The organism is Collinsella sp. OM08-14AT (genome assembly GCF_003438115.1).
In the GTDB taxonomy this organism is placed as follows: Bacteria; Actinomycetota; Coriobacteriia; order Coriobacteriales; family Coriobacteriaceae; genus Collinsella.
The window spans coordinates 76,944-92,442 of the sequence record NZ_QSTE01000005.1; the positions used below are offsets into that span (position 1 = coordinate 76,944).

14 protein-coding genes are annotated in these 15,499 nt (G+C 60.6%); 2 read left to right on the plus strand and 12 right to left on the minus strand.

Going from position 1 to position 15,499, the window contains the following annotated elements:
- Nucleotides 1-10: 10 nt before the first annotated feature.
- From fabG to DXC18_RS04425, 5 genes are read right to left on the minus strand one after another with little or no spacing between them, the layout of a single operon-like run.
- Complete coding sequence (gene fabG / locus DXC18_RS04405; RefSeq protein WP_117716436.1) at nt 11-784, minus strand: 3-oxoacyl-[acyl-carrier-protein] reductase; 774 nt, start codon at nt 782-784, stop codon at nt 11-13.
- A gap of 30 nt (nt 785-814) precedes the next feature.
- On the minus strand, nt 815-1,741 hold the full coding sequence (locus DXC18_RS04410; RefSeq protein WP_117716437.1) for an ACP S-malonyltransferase: 927 nt from the start codon (nt 1,739-1,741) through the stop codon (nt 815-817).
- Nucleotides 1,729-2,673: an enoyl-[acyl-carrier-protein] reductase FabK gene (gene fabK / locus DXC18_RS04415; RefSeq protein ID WP_117716438.1), complete on the minus strand. Its 945-nt coding sequence runs from the start codon at nt 2,671-2,673 to the stop codon at nt 1,729-1,731. The genes DXC18_RS04410 and fabK overlap by 13 nt, the downstream gene beginning before the upstream one ends.
- Before the next feature lie 2 nt (nt 2,674-2,675).
- Nucleotides 2,676-2,912: an acyl carrier protein gene (locus DXC18_RS04420; RefSeq protein ID WP_006235019.1), complete on the minus strand. Its 237-nt coding sequence runs from the start codon at nt 2,910-2,912 to the stop codon at nt 2,676-2,678.
- A gap of 52 nt (nt 2,913-2,964) precedes the next feature.
- The gene (locus DXC18_RS04425) at nt 2,965-3,924 is read right to left on the minus strand and encodes a 3-oxoacyl-ACP synthase III family protein (RefSeq protein WP_117646091.1); all 960 of its coding nucleotides are present in this window, start codon (nt 3,922-3,924) and stop codon (nt 2,965-2,967) included.
- A 174-nt stretch (nt 3,925-4,098) separates the two neighbouring features.
- Between DXC18_RS04425 and DXC18_RS04430 the strand changes: the two genes are divergently transcribed.
- The gene (locus tag DXC18_RS04430) at nt 4,099-4,875 is read left to right on the plus strand and encodes a biotin--[acetyl-CoA-carboxylase] ligase (protein WP_117716439.1); all 777 of its coding nucleotides are present in this window, start codon (nt 4,099-4,101) and stop codon (nt 4,873-4,875) included.
- Nucleotides 4,876-4,991: 116 nt separating this feature from the next.
- On the opposite strand, the gene rpsJ is transcribed toward DXC18_RS04430, so the two are convergent.
- The 6 genes from rpsJ to DXC18_RS04460 all read right to left on the minus strand — a co-directional run bounded on the left by rpsJ (nt 4,992) and on the right by DXC18_RS04460 (nt 10,632).
- Nucleotides 4,992-5,300: a 30S ribosomal protein S10 gene (rpsJ, locus tag DXC18_RS04435; protein ID WP_022094184.1), complete on the minus strand. Its 309-nt coding sequence runs from the start codon at nt 5,298-5,300 to the stop codon at nt 4,992-4,994.
- Nucleotides 5,301-5,360: 60 nt separating this feature from the next.
- Nucleotides 5,361-7,460, minus strand: coding sequence for an elongation factor G (gene fusA / locus DXC18_RS04440; protein WP_022094183.1), 2,100 nt, complete (start codon nt 7,458-7,460; stop codon nt 5,361-5,363).
- Between the two features lie 19 nt (nt 7,461-7,479).
- Nucleotides 7,480-7,953: a 30S ribosomal protein S7 gene (rpsG, locus tag DXC18_RS04445; protein WP_006235013.1), complete on the minus strand. Its 474-nt coding sequence runs from the start codon at nt 7,951-7,953 to the stop codon at nt 7,480-7,482.
- Nucleotides 7,954-8,026: 73 nt separating this feature from the next.
- Nucleotides 8,027-8,404 carry a 30S ribosomal protein S12 gene (gene rpsL, locus DXC18_RS04450; RefSeq protein ID WP_006235012.1) on the minus strand — a complete coding sequence of 126 codons (378 nt, stop codon included), beginning with the start codon at nt 8,402-8,404 and terminating at the stop codon, nt 8,027-8,029.
- Between the two features lie 682 nt (nt 8,405-9,086).
- Entirely contained in the window at nt 9,087-10,163 is a 1,077-nt protein-coding gene (locus DXC18_RS04455) for a DUF4179 domain-containing protein (RefSeq protein WP_117716440.1), read from the minus strand.
- Complete coding sequence (locus tag DXC18_RS04460; protein WP_187364957.1) at nt 10,114-10,632, minus strand: RNA polymerase sigma factor; 519 nt, start codon at nt 10,630-10,632, stop codon at nt 10,114-10,116. The genes DXC18_RS04455 and DXC18_RS04460 overlap by 50 nt, the downstream gene beginning before the upstream one ends.
- Between DXC18_RS04460 and DXC18_RS10560 the strand changes: the two genes are divergently transcribed.
- A complete protein-coding gene (locus tag DXC18_RS10560; protein ID WP_199412201.1) occupies nt 10,525-10,860 on the plus strand; it encodes a hypothetical protein in 336 nt (111 codons plus the stop codon). The genes DXC18_RS04460 and DXC18_RS10560 overlap by 108 nt on opposite strands.
- A gap of 158 nt (nt 10,861-11,018) precedes the next feature.
- Here the strand turns inward: DXC18_RS10560 and DXC18_RS04465 are convergent, their stop codons facing one another.
- Nucleotides 11,019-15,494 (minus strand): DNA-directed RNA polymerase subunit beta', encoded by a 4,476-nt coding sequence (locus DXC18_RS04465; RefSeq protein WP_199412198.1) that lies wholly within the window; start codon nt 15,492-15,494, stop codon nt 11,019-11,021.
- Nucleotides 15,495-15,499: the final 5 nt, after the last annotated feature.

Sequence of the window (15,499 nt, forward strand, 5' to 3'; positions counted from 1 at the left end):
GCCCTGGTTTCTACATCGCCATTCCGCCGTCGACGCGTACAACCTCGCCCGTAATGTAGGAAGCCGCATCGCTCGCCAGAAAGCGCACCACGCCGGCCACTTCCTCGGGACGTGCCATGCGCTTAAGGGGAATCTGTTCCTCGGTTGCCGTACGCACCTTCTCCGAGAGCTTTGCCGTCATATCTGTCTCGACAAACCCGGGAGCGACCGCGTTCGCTCGTACGCCACGAGGCGCAAGCTCGCGCGCCACCGCCTTGGTAAGCCCTATCACGCCCGCCTTGGAAGCAGCGTAGTTGGCTTGTCCGGCATTGCCCATCAGGCCCACGACCGAGCTCATGTTGACGACGCAACCGCCGCGCTGGCGCATAAAGGTCTTGGTGAGCGCGCGCGTCATATTGAATGTTCCCTTGAGATTGACATCGAGCACGCGATCGAATGCGTCATCGCCCATGCGCATGAGCAGGCCATCGCGGGTGATGCCGGCGTTGTTGACGAGCGCCCAAATGGAACCAAAGTCGTTGAGGACCGCTTCCACGCACGCGTTGACAGCAGCGGGATCGGCCACGTCGCATTGATATGCGCGTGCCGTGGCGCCAACCGCCTCACAGGCTTCGCACGTCTTGCGCGCCGCATCGACGCTGCCGGCATAGACGACGGCGATATCAAAGCCGTCCTCCGCCAGACCGACAGCGCAGGCGCGGCCGATACCCCGCGAGCCGCCCGTGACCAGTGCCACACGACGTGAGTCGTTGCGCTCGAGCGCGCCGTTGTTCAAGTTGCCCATGTCATTCCTTTCGGGTTACAGCCCTGTGGACTATGCGAGCTCGTCGGCAATAGCTGCGACCTGCTCGGCCGTTTCGCACGAATACACGCGAACGTCGCTCAGCGTACGCTTGGCCAGGCCCGACAGCGTTTTGCCAGGGCCGACCTCAATAAACGTGTCGATGCCCTGATTCTGCAGAGCATGCAGCGTGTCGACCCAACGAACGGCATGACTCACCTGATTGGCCAAGACATCCGATGCCGCTCGCGGGTCCGCCGGATAGGGCGCCGCCGTCATGTTTGCCATGACCGGAATCAGCAGCGGTGACGGCGCGTGGCCGGCTTGGATATACGTCGCCAGCCCCTCAGTCGCCTCGGCCATATAGGGGCTATGAAATGCGCCCGACACCGCGACTTTCATAGCGCGGCCGCCAGCCTCTTTTACTAGGACGTCGAGCTCCTGCAGCGCCTCGGGCGCTCCGGCAACAACCGTCTGCTGCGGACTGTTGTAGTTGACCGGCCAGCAGTCCTCGCCGGCCTGTTTTGCCAGGTTCTCGACTTGCGCCGCATCGAGCTTGATGACGGCGCGCATGCCGCCCGGATGGCGCTCGGCAGCCGCGGCCATCAGCGCCGCGCGCTCGCACACGAGCTCAAAGCCCGCTCGCGTATCGAACGCCCCCGCAAAGGTGAGCGCGGCGACCTCGCCAAGCGAAAAACCCGCACAGGCGGCAGGTACCACGCCGCGCTCACGCAGGGCGACAGCCGCTGCCAGATCGTGAACGAACACGCACGGCTGCGTGTTCTCGGTCTGCGAGAGTTCCTCCTTGGAGGCGCTTCGGCACTGCTCACTGGTCCCCGGGCGCACCTCGTCGACAATGGCGAACACCTCGGCGGCCGCCGGCGATGCCTCGATCAGGTCGACGCCCATCGCGTGGTGCTGGGCGCCCTGGCCGGCAAACAGAAACGCTACGCCACCCATGCGCACGCACCCTTCAGGACGTGCTCGGCGCCATCGACCAGGTCGTCAACGATTTCACGTGCACTTTGGCGCTCGTTGACCATGCCGGCAATCTGTCCACACAAAAACGAGCCCTCTTCGTAATTGCCGTCCTTGGCGGCCTTGCGAAGGGCGCCCGTGCCCATGGCCCCGAGCTCCTCGACGCTTACGCCCGCCGCCTCGCTCTTGGCGTAGGCGTTAGTGAAGGGGCTCTTGAGGGCACGCACCGGGTGTCCCGTCGAGCGGCCGGTCGCACGCGTCGAGGTGTCGTTGGCCTTCAGGACCATCTCCTTGTACTGCTCCGATACGGTGCACTCATCTGCGATCAGAAAGCGCGTACCCACCTGCACGCCGGCGGCGCCCAGCATAAAGGCGGCCGCCACGCCGCGGCCATCGGCGATACCGCCAGCCGCAACCACGGGAATATCGACCGCATCGACAACCTGTGGCACCAGTGCCATCGTCGAGGTCTCGCCAATATGGCCGCCTGATTCGGTACCCTCGGCAACCACGGCAGTGGCTCCACGACGCGCCACGAGACGCGCCAGCGCCACCGAGGCAACGACCGGGATGACCTTGATGCCCGCCTCGTTCCACGCCTTCATGTACTTGGTGGGATTGCCGGCACCCGTCACGACGACCGGCACCCGTTCGTCAATCACGACCCGCGCGACCTCGTCGGCAAACGGGCTCATGAGCATGACGTTGACGCCAAAGGGCTTATCCGTCCTGGCGCGCAGCTCATGAATCTGGTCGCGCAGCCAGTTGGCGTCGGCGTTCATGGCCGCGATAATCCCTAAGCCGCCCGCCTCGGACACTGCGGACGCCAGCGAGGCGTCGGCGATCCAGGCCATACCGCCCTGGAACACGGGCTTTTCGATGCCGATCAGATCGCAGAGAGGAGTCTTGAGCATCTCTACTTCTCCAATGCCGCCTCGACCGTATCGGCGAACTCGCCGACCGTCTTGGGGTTCTCCTCGGTATCGAGCTGGATGCCAAACTCGTCCTCAACGGCGACGAGGATCTCGACGGTGCCCAGACTGTCGAGACCAATCTCCTCGAGCGTGGACTCGGGCTTCATCTCGACGTCGTCAAGACCGGCGGTCTCGCGGATAACATCGCAAACGCGCTCGAAGGTCTTCTGATCTGCCATGGTAGTTCTCCTTTGTTTGTGCCCTAGGGGCGTTTTTATTTCCTATGTGCGACTACTTCCAACGAAGTAGATAGCCACCTATATCCAGACCGGCGCCAAATCCAACGAGGGCGATGGTGTCGCCCGTGTGAAGTGCACCGGCGTTTGCCAGCCGGTCGAGGGCAAGCGGAATGCATGCGCTCGAAATGTTGCCGGTCTCGCGCAGCGTTCGAACCACGCGCTTGTCTGGCACACCGAGGCGCTTGACCGCCTGACTCAGGATTCGTTCGTTAGCCTGATGGAATACAAAATGGTCGATGTCCTCGACCGAAATGCCCGCATCGCTCGCAAGCTTATGGACCGTGTCGCAAATCGCGTTGACGCCGAACTTGAACACGCGGCGGCCATTCATGGACAGCACGCTCTCGCTATCTGCGGAGGCCTTAAACGGCGAGGTGCCGACCAGACCGGGAACGCACAACGTCTCGACGTCGGGCGCCGTCGAAAGCTCAACGGCAAGGGGGCTGTCTCCCCCAGCCTCAATCACCGCGGCGCCTGCCCCATCGCCAAAGAGCACACAGGTGGCGCGGTCGGTCCAGTCGAGCGCGCGCGTCATCTGCTCGGCGGCAACGACAAGCACATGCTTGGCTCGTCCTCGGGCGATATAGCCCTCGGCAACATCGAGCGCAAATACGAAGCCGGCGCAGGCAGCCGAGACATCGAAGGCAGGGCACGTCGCGCCCAGTCGCTCAGCAACGGCACACGCCTCGGCGGGAACAAGGTGGTCACCCGTCGTCGTCGAGCAGACGATCAGATCCAACTGGCTCGCGTCGATTCCGGACACCTGAAGTGCCCGCTCGCTCGCCGCTACGGCAAGGTCGTCAAGTGACTCGGTGGTGCAGACGTGGCGACTCTTAATACCTGTGCGGGTAAAAATCCACTCATCCGAGGTATCGAGGAACTCGGACAGCTCGTCATTGGAAACACTGCGCTTAGGAAGCGCCGAGCCTGTTCCAAGAATCGTGAAACCCATCACTAACCTCCTTTGAGTTGTTGACGTGTTTACATCGACCAAGAGAGGATAGCGCATTTCAGTCGTTGTTAACGTGTTAACATTAAATTGTCCAAATGCGACAAAGGCTTCACATTGTGTCTCTCTCGACACCATTGCGTTATTCACTTATTCATTAAGGAGGTAGCAGCCGTTATGGATGCCAAATTAACGATAGTCGACGTAACCGGATCGACCAACGATGACCTGCTCGAAGCAGGAAAACAGGGAGCGCCGCACGGCACAGGACTTGCCGCCCGGGCTCAGACAGCAGGACGCGGCCGGCGCGGCCACAAGTGGGATTCAACCGCCGGCAACCTATTGCTTTCGATTGTCCTGCGTCCATGCGTTAATCCTGCGAAGTACTCTGGTCTTGCTGCCGTCAGCGGCCTAGCGGTGCTCGAGGCGCTCGAAAAACAGGGTCTTGCAAACGAGATTGGCCTCAAATGGCCCAACGACCTGGTCGCGCGTGGACGCAAACTCGGCGGCATTCTGGTCGAGGCCGCACGCGATAACGAAGGCAAACCTTTCGCCGTCTGTGGCATTGGTGTCAATGTGAACTATGCGCCCCAAGAGGTGCCCGATGGCGGCCTGCCGGCAATCGGTCTCTCGAACCTTAACGAGAACGTTCCAGCTGTCGACATGCTCCTCGATGAGGTCTATCACGCAGTTATAGACGCTATAGATGCCTGGGCAGAACGCCTCAACGCCATGGAAGAAAACACCGGACCGCTCGCGCCCGTCCACGGCGAATATGTCGCTCACCTCAATTGGATTGGAAAGCACGTTATCGCCCGCTCCCCTGCCGGTGACGAGCTGGCGCGAGGCATCTTTAAAACGGTCGATGGCTTTGGTCGTGCGTGCATCGAAACGGAGGACGGCGTGCGATCCTTCCATTTTGAGGAAGCGTCATTGCGCCCCTTGAGTGAGTAGGTCGCCACAGCCAGCCGCTCGGCAGCCTTACCCGGCGATCCAAACCCATCATGCAAAACAAAAGGGCCCCGCTACCGTAACGGCAGCGGGGCCCTTTAAGCTATGAGCGATATCGCTTAGAGCTTGATGTCGATGTCGACGCCAGCGGGGAGGTCGAGACGCATAAGCGAATCAACGGTGCCCGAGGTGGGGTCGAGGATGTCGATGAGGCGCTTGTGGGTGCGCATCTCGAACTGCTCACGGGAGTCCTTGTTCACGTGCGGCGAGCGGATAACCGTGTACAGGTTGCGCTCGGTGGGCAGGGGGACAGGACCGGAAACGCGAGCGCCGGTCTTCTGAGCGGTCTCGACGATGAGCTTCGCGGACTGATCGACGACCTCGTGATCATAGCCCTTGAGGCGAATGCGGATCTTCTGGGTAGCCAACTTAAACCTCCAAAGAGTGCGAGAGATGCTCTCGCGGATTACGTAACAGGGAGCTCGAACTTAGGCGTTCTTGCTCATGACCTCGTCCACGATGGACTTGGGCGCGGGCTCATAAGAGTCGAACTGCATCGTGTAGGATGCACGGCCCTGGGTCTGGGAGCGAAGGTCGGTAGCGTAACCGAACATCTCGCCCAGCGGCACCTTGGCACGGATGAGCTTGCTGTTCTTGCGATCCTCCATGCCCTCGATCTTGCCGCGGCGACCGGAGAGGTTGCCCATAACGTCGCCCATGTACTGCTCGGGGGTCTCGACCTCGACAGCCATGATCGGCTCGAGCAGCTGCGGGTCGGACTTCTTGAGGGCGTCCTTGATAGCCATGGAACCGGCGATCTTAAAGGCGGCCTCGGAGGAGTCGACCTCGTGGTAAGAACCGTCGAACAGGGTGACCTTAACGTCGAGGACCGGGAAGCCGGCGATAACACCGGTGTTCAGGGCCTCCTGGATGCCCTTGTCGATGGACGGGATGTACTCCTTGGGCACGACGCCGCCGACGATAGCGTTGACGAACTCGTAGCCGAAGCCCTCCTCCATCTTCTCGAGCTTGATGACGGCGTGGCCGTACTGACCGCGACCACCGGACTGACGGACGAACTTGCCCTCAGCCTTCTCGACGTCGTGACCAGCGGTCTCGCGGTAGGCAACCTGGGGCTTACCAACGTTAGCGTCAACCTTGAACTCGCGGAGCAGACGGTCGACGATGATCTCGAGGTGCAGCTCGCCCATGCCGGCGATGATGGTCTGGCCGGTCTCGTGGTTGGTGGACACCTGGAAGGTCGGGTCCTCCTCGGCGAGCTTGGTCAGAGCCAGGGACATCTTGTCCTGCTCGGCCTTGGTCTTGGGCTCGATGGCAACGTCGATAACGGGCTTAGCGAACTCGATCTTCTCGAGGACGATCTCCTTGCCCTCGGCGCACAGGGTGTCACCGGTGGTGGAGTTCTTGAATCCGACGCAAGCGACGATGTCGCCGGCGGCAGCGTCGTCACGGTCGATACGCTCGGCGGCGTTCATCTCGAGGATTCGGCCGAGGCGCTCGCGCTGACCGTTGGAAGCGTTGACAACGTAGGAGCCGGACTCGGCGCGGCCGGAGTAAACGCGGACGTAGGTGAGCTTACCGACGAACGGGTCGGTCATGATCTTGAAGACCAGGCCGGAGAAGGGCTCGTCGAAGGAAGGATGACGCTGGATCTCCTCGCCGGTGTCCGGATCGGTACCGGTGACGGCCTCAACGTCGAGCGGGCTGGGCAGGTAGTCGACGACAGCGTCGAGCAGCTCCTGGACGCCCTTGTTCTTGTAGGCGGAGCCCACGAAGACGAGGTTGAGCTCGTTGGCCAGAACGCCCTTACGCAGAGCAGCCTTGAGCTCCTCGACGGTGAAGTCCTCCTCCATAAGGATCTTCTCCATGAGCTCGTCGTCAAAGCTGGCAGCAGCGTCGAGGAGCTCCTCGCGCTTGGTGGCAGCGATGTCGGCGAACTCAGCCGGGATCTCGTCCATCGGCTCGGGGTAGGTCATGCCCTTCTCGTCGGCCTTGAAGTCCCATGCAGTCATGGTGACCAGGTCGATGACGCCCCAGAAGTTGTCCTCGGCGCCCATCGGGACCTGAGCGGCCACGGCGTTAGCGTCGAGACGATCCTTCATGGTCTCGATAGCGTTGAAGAAGTCAGCGCCCACGCGGTCATACTTGTTGATGAAGGCGATGCGGGGAACGTTGAAGGTAGAAGCCTGACGCCAAACGGTCTCAGACTGGGGCTGAACGCCGGCAACGGCGTCGAAGACGGCGACAGCGCCATCGAGGACGCGCAGGCAGCGCTCGACCTCGGCGGTGAAGTCAACGTGGCCCGGGGTGTCGATGATCTGGATGCGGTAGTCCTTGCCGTCCTTGTTCCAGAAGCAGGTGGTAGCAGCGGAGGTAATGGTTACGCCGCGCTCCTGCTCCTGAACCATCCAGTCCATGGTGGCAGCGCCCTCATGGACCTCACCGATCTTGTGGGTCTTACCGGTGTAGTAAAGAATACGCTCGGTCGTGGTGGTCTTACCGGCATCGATGTGGGCCATGATGCCGATGTTACGGGTATCGGAAAGCTTGTACTTAGGCTTAGCCATGTTAGTTCCTTACCTTAACTTACCAACGATAGTGAGAGAACGCGCGGTTGGCCTCGGCCATCTTGAAGACGTCCTCACGCTTCTTGACGGAAGCGCCCAGGCCGTTGGAGGCGTCGAGGATCTCGTTGGCGAGACGCTCGGCCATGGTCTTCTCCTTGCGAGCGCGGGAGAAGTTGACGATCCAGCGGATACCCAGAGCGGTGGAACGACGGGAGTTGACCTCCATCGGGACCTGATAGGTAGCGCCGCCGACACGCTTGGGCTTAACCTCGAGCGTGGGCTTGACGTTGTCCATAGCCTTCTTGAAGGTAGCGAGAGCGTCGCCACCCTCAGACTTCTCGGCAACGATCTCGAAAGCGGTGTAAACGATGCGCTCAGCGGTGGCCTTCTTGCCGTCAAGAAGGACCTTGTTGATGAGCTGAGTCACCAGGCGGTTGTTGTAAACGGCGTCAGGCTGAACCTCACGACGATTAGCTGCTGCACGACGCGGCATGTGAAATCTCCTTAAGTGTCTACCGTGCGGCGCTTAGGCGGCACACGGCGAAAGTATCAAAACGTTATCTGGCTTATTTAGCCTTGGGGCGCTTAGCACCGTACTTGGAACGGGCCTGCATACGGTTCTGGACCGGAGCAGCGTCGTAGGCGCCACGGATGACGTGATAACGGACACCAGGGAGGTCACGGACACGACCGCCGCGGACGAGCACGATGGAGTGCTCCTGCAGGTTGTGGCCCTCACCCGGGATGTAAGCAGTAACTTCGATGCCGTTGACGAGGCGAACACGGGCAACCTTACGAAGAGCCGAGTTCGGCTTCTTGGGGCTCGTGGTGAAGACGCGGGTGCACACGCCGCGCTTCTGGGAGTTGTGCTGCAGAGCAGCGTTCTTGGACTTCTTGGGCACGGAACGACGGCCCTGGCGAACCAGCTGGTTAATAGTAGGCAAAGCGTACTCCTTCTCGAATGATTCCAGCTTTCTGTAAAGTGCAACGGCTTGAATCGAGGGGTCAGCATCCCCCTACGAAACACGCAGTTCGATAGGATACGTGCCGTTAGCTGTGCCGTCAACAGACCACGCCGCCGGGCGTATCCCAAAATTGGCACATTTCCGCAAAGCCTACACAAAAGGAATCCCCTCCTGTGCGCGGGGGCGGATCCCCGGGCCGGGCGGCACAGGGGTTAAGTTTGCTGCTCTACAGTCCTGGCTCGCACGGAGGCCACATTAAGTGGCCTCCGGCTCGTGCGGAACTCGCGACAAACTTAACCCCTGTGCCGCCCGGGCCGGGGATCCGACGTGCTCGTCGGGGCAACGTTACCTGCCAAAAAGGGACAGGTTTATTTTGGTCGGTTTTATCTGGGGAAACGTCGCGCTCCAACGGTGATCTGCTCTCACCTGTCGCATGGAAATCGGCGGCGCTTTCGGAAGTATGCGGCAAATTCTGGACCCGCCGAGCGCACCGGGGTTTTGCGATAATAAACCCGCAGGTAGAGCGCTTGAGCATATACGGTGTGGTCGACCCATCAAGATTTTGCCGCATACTTCAGGAATGCAGGCGAATATCGTGCGGTCTAACCGCCCATTTACCGCAAAGAAGGCCGCTTCCCCTAGTAGAAAGCGGCCCCAAATCTTACGAATAGACGATGGTAAAGGGTTCCGACGTTTCGGCGCCCCCTGTTGAAGTGCAGCGTGTGCCTTCGAGCGTTACTGAAACCACTTGGTCGACATCAATCAACTTCGTTGGCACCCAAATGTTCTCTCCGCTATTGCGTCCCATCGAAACATAGAAATTGTACGCCCCTGCGTCGTCATCTTCGATAATCTGCTCTGACCCATCCTTGTAGGTGACGGTCAGTTTATGATCAACTGCTTCATAGCCCAGATCATCGATGTGCGTCTGGATGGAAAACGGACTGATCTCGAGAGGCGAGTCATCGGAGCGGAGTTCTTTTGTATCGACGTGCGCTCCGACGTTAAACTCTGGCGTCGATACCTCGATCACCTTCGCATCCTCACCTTTGCCCTCCGTCCAACTGATATTCCAGGTGACCGCATGTCGTAAATCTCGATCGCGATTCCAAGATGCAAAGTACATCGTGCCGTTAATGACCGCGTCGCTTGATGTGTCTTTATCAATGGTGCAGCGTGTATCAGCCCATTCCTCGCCGAAGTTCATGCTGGGTGTACTGACGCCCCCTTCTTCTTCACCATAGAGAACAAGTTCGCCAAGCTCTGCCGCCGGCTTGTAGTAGTTAACGCCATTCGGATTGGACAATGTAAACGTCACAGCACCGCAACCGTTCTCGTCGATTGCCATCTCATGAATGTCGAGCGTATAGCCGTTGCCATCGACGGACAGATTGACCTTCTGGACTGCACCCTCCAGGCTTTGGGGCGCGATACCATCACCAAACTCTCTGGTGTAGGTATATTTCGTCCCCGACGAGCCGCCATTTGTCCAGGTAACGGACTCTCCGTTGCCATGGTTTCCCCAGGCAGAGGCAAAATAACTGGAATTGACAACAGCGTAGGCGACCCCTCCGGTCGCCAGCACTCCGGCAAGACATCCGATTACGGCAACATACAGAGGCTTCGCGTGACCCTTTCGGCGAAGCGGCTCGCCAGCAGCGGCATAAAGAACACGGTCAGCAAGATCGCTATCGGCTTGGACGGACTCGAAGGCCTGCTTGATCTGGTTGGATTTCACGGTCGCCCTCCTCTAGGATGAACTTGAGCTTCGATCTGCCGCGAGCTAAACGCGTTCGAACGGTCGCGGCTGGCACATGCAGTAACTCGGCAATTTCTGAAGTCGAGAAGCCCAGATAGTAATAGAGCACGATAGGAATACGGAATCGCTCCGGAAGTCGCATAACGTCTGACAGGACCGCCTTGGTCTCCTCCTGCGCCGTCGAAAGCGAATCGGCCAGATTCTCAATATCCTCCACGCGCCTCCACGGCTTTCGAAAGAGAGATTTACATTCATTGATCGTGACCCGGATAAGCCATCGACGAAGATGCTCCCAGTTTTCAAATTGCGCGTCGCTTTTGAGCAACTTAAGAAAGACGTCTTGAGCGACATCGTCGGCGTCAGCGCGATCACGCAGATACGTCAAGGCGATTCGGAACACGACATCTCGGTGATCCTCGACCGCCTGTCTAAAAGCTTGTTCTTCCATAATCACCTCCCGGTGACGCTGATGGTTCTTGATGAGGTCCTCACCATAGATACGCTTTGGCCGAACGAAATGTTTCAAATCCAAGCAGGAAAAACCTACCAAAATAAACCTGTCCCTTTTTGGCAAAAGGAATCCCCTTCTGTGCGCGGGGGGCAGATTCCCGGAACGGGCCGCCCGCTGTTTAAGTTTGCTGCTCTACAGTCCTGCGCAAGACGGAAAGCACATTAAGTGCTTTCCTTTGCGTGCGGAACTCGCGACAAACTTAAACAGCGGGCGGCCCGTTCCGGGAATCCGACGTACTCGTCGGGGCAACGTTCCTCATCAAAAAAGACCCGCTCCCCTGTTGGGAAGCGGGTCTTTGGAAGGGCGGTTAACGTACTAGGAAATTACTCCTCGTCGTTGTCCTTGGCCTCTTCGGCGTCGTCGGTGTCCACGAGCTGGTTGAGCAGCTCGTCGAGGGAAGCCATGTCCTCGTTGATCGCGCCGTTGGCGGGAGCCTTCTTGTCGTCGATCGGGGCGCCCAGGAGCTCCTCGTCGGCGTCGGCGTGATGCGTCGGAGCGGAGGTACCCAGCAGGATATCGTCCGGACCGTCGGGGCTAAAGACCATCTGCAGCAGCTGCGAGAGGTCTTCCTCGTCGGCAACGTCGTCGTTGTTCTCGAGGATGTAGAGCAGATCGTGGGCCTCCAGGCCGTCACGGAGCTCCTCGATCGCCTTGACGCCGATGCCATCGATGCGCAGCAGATCCTCCTCGGACTTGCCAACCAGGTCGCCGACCGTCTCGATGCCAACCTCGCTGAACTTGTTGGTCCAGCGCTGCGACACGCCCAGATCGTCGAACAGGTACAGACGAGCCTTCTCGGCGGAGATGGTGTGGCCGTTGCGGGTGAACGAACCGTCAGCACCACCGAACTCGTCGTAGCCGGCCCAGTCGAGCTGCTGCGGGAGCTGCTCGTCCAGGTCCTTGAGCTCCACAGGAGCCCACTCGGGCAGCGACTTGGCGTTGGGCGAAGCCGGGCCGTCGATGTCCACGTAGCCGTCGGCCGTGCGATACGTCAGCTTGGCGTTGGCGTACGGCTTGAGGCCGGTACCAGCCGGGATCTTCTTACCGACGATGACGTTGGACTTAAGGTCGAGCAGGTGGTCGACCTTGCCCTCGATGGCAGCCTCGGTAAGGACACCAGCGGTACGGATGAACGAAGCGCTCGACAGCCAGGAGTCGATGTTGGACGCGACCTTGAGCGTACCCAGGATGACGGGCTCGGCCACGGGAGCCTGACCGCCCAGACGGGCAACGCGCTCGACCTCGTCGGCGAACTCGTAGCGGTCGACGTACTGACCAAGCAGGTACTTGGAGTCACCGGGGTTGGTGATCTGAACGCGACGCAGCATCTGACGTGCGAGCACCTCGATGTGCTTGTCGTTCAGGTCGACGCCCTGGCTGGTGTAGACGTCCTTGACGCTCTCGACGAAGGTGTGCATCGTCGACTCGATGTCGGTCAGCTTGCGCAGGTTGCGGAAGTTGACGAAGCCCTTGGTGATCTGGTCGCCGGCGCGAACCTCGCAGCCGTCCTCGATCTCGGGCATGAAGCGCACCGAAGCGGGAACGCGGCGCTCATCGAGGACACGGGTGTGATCCTCGGAGTCGGTGAGCGTCAGCACGTACTCGGACTTCTCGGGCTTAATCGAGAGGTGACCGGAGTACGGAGCCAGCTCGGCCTCGCGACCCAGAATCTTCTCGTTGACGTTGCCGACGATATCGAACATACGGCTGACCGTAGGCAGACCCTGCGTAATATCGTCGACGCCAGCGACGCCGCCGGAGTGAATGGTACGCATCGTAAGCTGCGTACCGGGCTCGCCGATGGACTGGGCGGCAATAATGCCGACGGCAGTACCGATGGCGACCGGACGACGGGTGGAAAGATCCCAGCCGTAGCACTTCTGGCACACGCCGTACTTGGAGCGGCAGGTGAGCAGCGCGCGAAGCTTGACCTTCTTAAGGCCGGCATCGACCATCTTCTGGATGTCAGCGACCTTCTCGATGTAGCCGTCCTGCTCAAAGAGCACGGTGCCATCGGGAGCCACGACGTCCTCAATGAAGCAACGGCCGACGAGGTCGGTGTTGAGGTCGGTGGTGCCGGGGATGATGAGGTTGTAGGTGACGCCCTCGTGCGTACCGCAGTCCTCCTCGCGGACGATGACGTCCTGGGCCACGTCGACCAGACGGCGGGTCAGGTAACCAGAGTCCGAGGTGTGGGATGCGGTATCGACCAGGCCCTTACGGGCGCCGTAGGTCGAAATGAAGTACTCGAGCGGCAGCAGGCCCTCGCGGAAGTTCGCCTTAATGGGAAGGTCGATCGTCTCGCCGGACATGTCCGCCATCAGGCCACGCATGCCGCCGAGCTGACGCAGCTGGGTCTTAGAACCACGGGCGCCGGAGTCGGCCATCATGTACAGCGGGTTCTCCTCGTCGAACATGTCGAGCATGAGCGCTGCGACCTTATCGGTACAAGCGGTCCACTCGTTAACGACTTCGATGTGGCGCTCCGTCTCGTTGATGAAGCCCTCCTCGAAGTACTCGTTGATCTGGTCGACGTTGGCCTGAGCGCGATCGAGCAGCTCCTGCTTCTCGGCAGGGATGAGAGCGTCCCACACCGAGATGGTGAGGCCGGCGCGGGTAGCGTAGTGGAAGCCGGAGTACTTGATGGCGTCGAGGATCGGGCCGACCTTGGCCTCGGGATAGCGATCGCAGCAGTCCGCAACCAGCTTGGCCACGTCGCCCTTGACCATCTTGTAGTTCATGAACTCGTAGTCTTCGGGCAGGCACTGGCGGTTGAAGATGATGCGGCCGATAGAGGTCTCGAAGCGCGCGGTCTTGTTACCGGTGACGTCGTAGTCGACAAACTCGTTCTTGCCGTTTTTGACGCGGAAGATACGGGTGCCGTCCTCGTTGATGACATTGGCGTCGGCAGCGGACACGCGGACCTGAATCTTGGCCTGCATGTCGACCTCGGAGCGGCAGTCATAGGCGTGCAGCGCGTCGTCGAAGCTGGCGAACACGTGGTTCTCGCCCGGCAGACCGTCGCGGACCTGGGTCAGGTAGTACACGCCGATGATCATGTCCTGCGAGGGGATGTTGACCGGCTTGCCGGATGCCGGCGAGCGCAGGTTGTTCGCAGAGAGCATGAGCACGCGAGCCTCGGCCTGAGCCTGGCTGGACAGCGGCACGTGGACAGACATCTGGTCGCCGTCGAAGTCGGCGTTGAAGGGCGAGCAGACCAGCGGGTGCAGGTGGATAGCCTTGCCCTCGACCAGCACCGGCTCAAAGGCCTGGATGGACAGACGGTGCAGAGTCGGTGCACGGTTGAGCAGCACGACGCGGCCGTCGATGACCTCTTCGAGGATGTCCCACACAAAGGTGGCACCACGGTCGATAGCGCGCTTGGCGCCCTTGATGTTCTCGACCTTGCCAAGCTCGACCAGGCGCTTCATGACGAAGGGCTTGAAGAGCTCCAGCGCCATGGTCTTGGGCAGACCGCACTGGTGCAGCAGCAGCTTGGGGTCGGTAACGATAACCGAACGGCCGGAGTAGTCGACACGCTTACCCAGCAGGTTCTGACGGAAACGACCCTGCTTGCCCTTGAGGGCCTCGGCGAGCGACTTGAGCGGGCGACCGCCACGGCCAGAGACCGGGCGACCACGACGGCCGTTGTCGAACAGGGCGTCCACGGACTCCTGGAGCATGCGCTTCTCGTTGTTCACGATGATCGCAGGGGCGTCCAGGTCGAGCAGACGCTTGAGTCGGTTGTTACGGTTGATCACGCGACGGTACAGGTCGTTGAGGTCAGACGCAGCGAAGCGGCCGCCGTCGAGCTGGACCATCGGGCGCAGATCGGGCGGAATGACCGGGATGACGTCCAGGATCATGTTCGCGGGGCTGTTGCCACCCTTCAGGAAGGCGTCAACGACCTCGAGGCGCTTGACGGCCTTCTCGCGCTTCTGCTTCTGGGAGTCCTCGTCGGCGATGATGGCCTTGAGCTTCTCGGCCTCGGAAGGAAGGTCGATGGCAGCGAGCAGGTCGCGGACGGCCTCGGCACCCATGCCACCCTTGAAGTACATGGAGTAGTAGCGGGTCATCTCGCGGAACAGCGGCTCATCGGAGATGAGGTCGCGCTCGGTGAGCTTCATGAAGGCGTTGAAGGCGTCCGTGCGGAGCTGCTTCTCGTCCTTGCACTCTTCCTCAATGTCGACGATGCCAGAGGCGATCTCCTCGGGGGTCAGCGGCTCCTCGTCGGAGAACTCGTCAAAGTTCTCGGGGTCGCCCTGCTCCTTGAGGGACTCGATCTGGCGGGCGCACTCGGCATCAATCTCTTCCAGATCGGCGGCGAGCTCCTCGCGCAGGTCGTCGGCGTCGGCCTCGCGGGCCTCATAGTCAACCTCGGTGATGATGTAGCTGGCAAAGTACAGAACCTTCTCGAGGTCCTTGGACTTGATGTCGAGCATACGGCTCATCGGGAAGCTCGTGGGGCTCTTGAAGTACCAGATGTGGGACACGGGAGCGGCGAGCTCGATGTGGCCCATGCGGTCGCGACGCACCTTGGCCGAGGTGACCTCGACGCCGCAGCGCTCGCAGACGATGCCCTTAAAGCGGATGCCCTTGTACTTGCCGCAGGAGCACTCCCAGTCCTTGGCGGGACCGAAGATCTTCTCGCAGAACAGGCCGTCCTTCTCGGGCTTGAGGGTACGGTAGTTGATGGTCTCCGGCTTCTTGACCTCGCCGTGCGACCAGGAACGGATCTGGTCGGCGGAGGCAAGGGAGATCTTTACCGAGTCAAAATCAGTAGCTTCGAAATCTGCCACAGTCA

What these genes read in the sequence shown, in the direction of transcription:
- DXC18_RS04430 (WP_117716439.1), top strand. Translation starts at nt 4,099, where the DNA reads ATGGATGCCAAATTAACGATAGTCGACGTAACCGGATCGACCAACGAT.
- DXC18_RS04410 (WP_117716437.1), bottom strand. Translation starts at nt 1,741, where the DNA reads ATGGGTGGCGTAGCGTTTCTGTTTGCCGGCCAGGGCGCCCAGCACCAC.
- DXC18_RS04425 (WP_117646091.1), bottom strand. Translation starts at nt 3,924, where the DNA reads ATGGGTTTCACGATTCTTGGAACAGGCTCGGCGCTTCCTAAGCGCAGT.
- rpsG (WP_006235013.1), bottom strand. Translation starts at nt 7,953, where the DNA reads ATGCCGCGTCGTGCAGCAGCTAATCGTCGTGAGGTTCAGCCTGACGCC.
- fusA (WP_022094183.1), bottom strand. Translation starts at nt 7,460, where the DNA reads ATGGCTAAGCCTAAGTACAAGCTTTCCGATACCCGTAACATCGGCATC.
- DXC18_RS04420 (WP_006235019.1), bottom strand. Translation starts at nt 2,912, where the DNA reads ATGGCAGATCAGAAGACCTTCGAGCGCGTTTGCGATGTTATCCGCGAG.
- fabG (WP_117716436.1), bottom strand. Translation starts at nt 784, where the DNA reads ATGGGCAACTTGAACAACGGCGCGCTCGAGCGCAACGACTCACGTCGT.
- DXC18_RS04460 (WP_187364957.1), bottom strand. Translation starts at nt 10,632, where the DNA reads ATGGAAGAACAAGCTTTTAGACAGGCGGTCGAGGATCACCGAGATGTC.
- fabK (WP_117716438.1), bottom strand. Translation starts at nt 2,673, where the DNA reads ATGCTCAAGACTCCTCTCTGCGATCTGATCGGCATCGAAAAGCCCGTG.